The sequence below is a fragment of the Bacillus sp. FG16 genome, from assembly GCF_057809515.1.
Window position 1 is genome coordinate 1 of record NZ_JBMDKC010000191.1, and the last position, 3,774, is coordinate 3,774.

Below are 3,774 nucleotides of genomic sequence, written 5' to 3' on the forward strand. Positions count from 1 at the left end.
GTTAACTGTCGATAGATCTTATTTCTGAAGTTTATGTATGCCATCAAGAAAAAATATTATGGGTAAAAAACTATTGACAAAGGTCACTTCATAACAGAGGTTTTTTGATGTGAAAATAGAATGGAGTGAACTGTAATGAGGGGAAATAAAAAAGAAGAGCAAATACAGAAAATTATGCTCATGCAAGAAGAAATCAAGCTATGGATTCATTATGTATTTCAGCAATGGGAGAGCAAGAAACAGGAACAGCGGAATCCATTTCCTAAGATAGCATATACAGAGACAGTAGTATTTGAACGTTCAGAATCATATCAAGAAATAAAAAAACTTTCTGTAGAAATGATGCGGGACATGAAACCATATAAAAGGGAAAAATTGTTGCTAAAAACAACGGAATTGCATCAACATATGCAAAGCATTGTGGCAGCTGTCCTAGAAACGATACAAAAATATTCTGTATCCTAATATAGAGCGACATCTCATTTGAAAAAGTGTTGTAAGTGAACAGTACGTAATAAAAAGAGTAGCTAATAATGGCTACTCAAAATGGAAATATATCATGGATGATTAACAGTTTTCTCATACAAACTGCACTTTATACAAAGGATTAAGAAAATTATAGATGTTTGTGTTCTGTGTCTGTTTTTATTTCAAACATATTGTTTCAATTTGAATCGAGAACTGGAATTGCTCATGTGATTCTTCTTCTAACAAAGTAGCGAGGACCTGTAACTGATGAATGACTTTCTGTTTCGATTTTCGCCCTGCATAGTGGATATGAAAAGATTCTGGGATAGAGGCCTCTATCTGTTCTATAGGTTCTAATGGAAGCGTTGCAGGTTCAGGTTCTACAATTACGGGTACATCTTGCATCGGAATGGTTGGCGGAAGTGTTTGCGTTTGAACTGGTTCAGTAGAAGGAGTATATTGCAACTCAGTAGGTATATCTTCTTTAGAAGTAGTTTTTTCTTTACCTTTTCGTTTTGCTTGTATGGTCCCTTGGGTCGTAATTTCATGCTTTTTATACAAATCGTAGAGTTTATTTTTATAGGTTCCTAATCCTTCTAAAATTTCTTTGATTGAAAAGTGCTCTTTCCAATATTGTAGGCGTATTTTTTGATCTTCAGCAGGCAGCGCTTCTAAAGAAGCTAATGGCAAAACCGTGTTTAATTCTTCAATTTTTATTGTTTCTGTCAATGAAAATCACTCCTCTAAACATGGTATGGTGTATAGATTCTATAGGAAAGAATGATTTCCTTTGAAAAGAATGGGATAGACCATCATTATTTTGAGGATTCTTGAAAAGATTCTATGTTATACTTTTTACAGTGACAAGTCTCTTCTGTGTAACAAACACCTTGTCATTCATCTTCTACCAGTATCTTTTTGGTATTGTAAAAGAGGTATCGTTCCTAAGGTTTAGGGTGATACCTCTTTTTCTTTCTGACAAAAAGTCCCCATGTATGGATGAACAGATAGGGTTACTCGTATTTGTTTACGGCATACATAGGTTTTATTCGATAGAATGAAAGAAAATAGAAATTAGGTGTAGGATATGAATGGAATGACAAAAAGAATGCTAGGGACACAAGTCATCGTTGAAGGAAAACCTTCGCATATACGCTATTTGCCACAAGATGATACCTATGAATTTGCGCTAGAATTTTATCATTCATCTTGGCAAACCGTATATGTCAATCAAATACCCGTTTCCATCCATGCATTGGTTTTGCTTTTGCCAAAGCAATGGGAAGCTTTGATGAAGCAAATTGAAAAGAGTGGAGATACGCTTGAACATGCGAATGAGCTTACGATTAAAGGATGGAGAATCAAACATATATCTGCAACGAAAGTAATCTTTGTACCTTCCGATGTGATGTATCATGCAGCTCAGAAGATATAGAATTGAAATATGCAAAATTGCATATGACAAATACTTCATCATTGTGTATGATGAAGCAAATATAGCAAGAAGTAAAAGTTGCAAAGGGGAGGAATGAGGGATGTCAATTGCAATCGCAGTCTTAACATTCATTGGGGGAATTGCTCCATTAGTAGCACAATTATTAAAAGCAGTGATGTAGTTCACCGGTTTATAAAAGTAGTAAAGGAAAAGATGTCTGTTTGAAAACAGGCCTCTTTTTTATGTCAACACGGATAAAAAATAAATATAAAGATTAGTAGTGCAGACTAAGGTATTGGTTCGCACTACTATTTTTTATGAAAAATAAACACCACATCAGTGGTGTTTCAAATAGAAATTCGTATGGCGCACTTCCTATATGCGTGCTAGCAACATCTGTCTATCAAGGGAATTCCCTTGATGGTTTGTATGTCTTCGTCAAATTTTGCAAATTGTAACGGAGAATCTCTGAAGTGTAGTAGAGGTACCACGAGAATATAATAATAAACTAGCTTCTACTGACCTTCAAGCTGCTGTTATTTTGTATTTTCAAATACACGCAATGCCTCTTTACGGAGCTTTTCTTTTTCAGCATCGGACTTTTTAAAGTCGTATTGATATAAAGCAGCTTCCCAATCTCCATACATGGGATTCGGGAACACAATACATTTTTCTCCAAATGCTTCGTGCATCTCTTCAACCGCTTGATTTCTATCTAGTACAGATTTCTCATCAAATCCTGTAAAATCAGATAAATTATCTCCAAAAAATAGAACAATATCATGTTCTGTCACAACTTTTTTTCTCCGCTCTTCCTTTCCTTTTTCATCTTTTCCTTGTAATAAGACATGCTCCTTATTAGCTTGTGGAATATTCAGTTTCTGTAAGTTTTGTAAAGTGGCATCTAACTGATTTTGTTTACGATTGGAAATGTAGTAAATCGCTACACCTTTTTCATTCGCGTATTGTAAAAAGGAAACCGCACCAGGTAAGGCTTCGGCATTTGCTTGTTGAATCCATTCCTCCCATTTATAGGGATAACCTTTCCCTGTTTTGACTGTCATGGCCTGATAAGGACTATTATCCACGACCGTTTCATCTAAATCTAAAACGATGGCAGGTTTTTTCTCTGTACCTTTGGCAAGTGCCATATCTAATTTTGTTTTACCAATATTGTACCCTTGATGATACAGTGCTTTGACTTCTCCTGCTGTTTGATACCAGGCATCTGCCATAACCTGTTGTTCTGTTAATGGTGATACTGGTTTTGGTTGTGCCTCTGGGTTTTGGCATCCTATCAAGGAAAAGGAGAACAGAGAAAGTCCAATGCTAGATTTTAAAAGCCGATTCATATTTTTCACGCTCCTAGATGTATAAAATTTATTTGGCATGCGCTTACAATACAAGAGTCCCATGAAAAATACAATACTATAGGGTGTATGCATAGTTGATATTCCACCTTTGTAATGGTGGGAGTGTCGCATTTATTTATCTTGTGAATAAAGAATACGATCTATAAAAAAACGTATACGCTCTATGTTAGGACTTACATCTTTTCGTGCAGCTACATGATTTTTGCAGGAGTAGAAGCCCATGCATATGATAAAAAAGAACAGATTGATTTACGGGAGCGGTCTGTTCAAAATCAAAAACAATTCATTTATCAATTATTTGGTTTAACAGCGTAAAGAACGATTCCAATTGGAATCTCCATTCCTCTTTGGAATGTATCCTTTATTTGCACCAGAACCGAAAATAATTGTACGATTCGTTGATAAATAGATTGGTTCGGTATGGATATAGATTTTTTATAAGATATATTCTACTACAAATGAATATGAAAAAAATGAAAATTCATTGTGAAAAAAGAA

At 35.0% G+C, this 3,774-nt stretch carries 4 protein-coding genes and 1 pseudogene; 3 read left to right on the top strand and 2 right to left on the bottom strand.

Going from position 1 to position 3,774, the window contains the following annotated elements; all coding sequences use genetic code 11:
* Window positions 1-135 precede the first annotated feature (135 nt).
* Window positions 136-465: a hypothetical protein gene (locus ACODS7_RS31250; protein WP_488828450.1), complete on the top strand. Its 330-nt coding sequence runs from the start codon at window positions 136-138 to the stop codon at window positions 463-465.
* 180 nt (window positions 466-645) lie between these two features.
* Here the strand turns inward: ACODS7_RS31250 and ACODS7_RS31255 are convergent, their stop codons facing one another.
* On the bottom strand, window positions 646-1,197 hold the full coding sequence (locus tag ACODS7_RS31255) for a hypothetical protein (protein ID WP_488828451.1): 552 nt from the start codon (window positions 1,195-1,197) through the stop codon (window positions 646-648).
* Between the two features lie 358 nt (window positions 1,198-1,555).
* On the opposite strand from ACODS7_RS31255, the gene ACODS7_RS31260 reads away from it, so the two are divergent.
* On the top strand, window positions 1,556-1,903 hold the full coding sequence (locus ACODS7_RS31260) for a hypothetical protein (RefSeq protein WP_336457624.1): 348 nt from the start codon (window positions 1,556-1,558) through the stop codon (window positions 1,901-1,903).
* Between the two features lie 536 nt (window positions 1,904-2,439).
* On the opposite strand, the gene ACODS7_RS31265 is transcribed toward ACODS7_RS31260, so the two are convergent.
* Complete coding sequence (locus tag ACODS7_RS31265) at window positions 2,440-3,255, bottom strand: 5'-nucleotidase, lipoprotein e(P4) family (protein WP_488828453.1); 816 nt, start codon at window positions 3,253-3,255, stop codon at window positions 2,440-2,442.
* Between the two features lie 157 nt (window positions 3,256-3,412).
* Between ACODS7_RS31265 and ACODS7_RS31270 the strand changes: the two are divergent.
* A pseudogene (locus ACODS7_RS31270) lies at window positions 3,413-3,591 on the top strand (IS6 family transposase); the annotation flags it as partial.
* Window positions 3,592-3,774 lie beyond the last annotated feature (183 nt).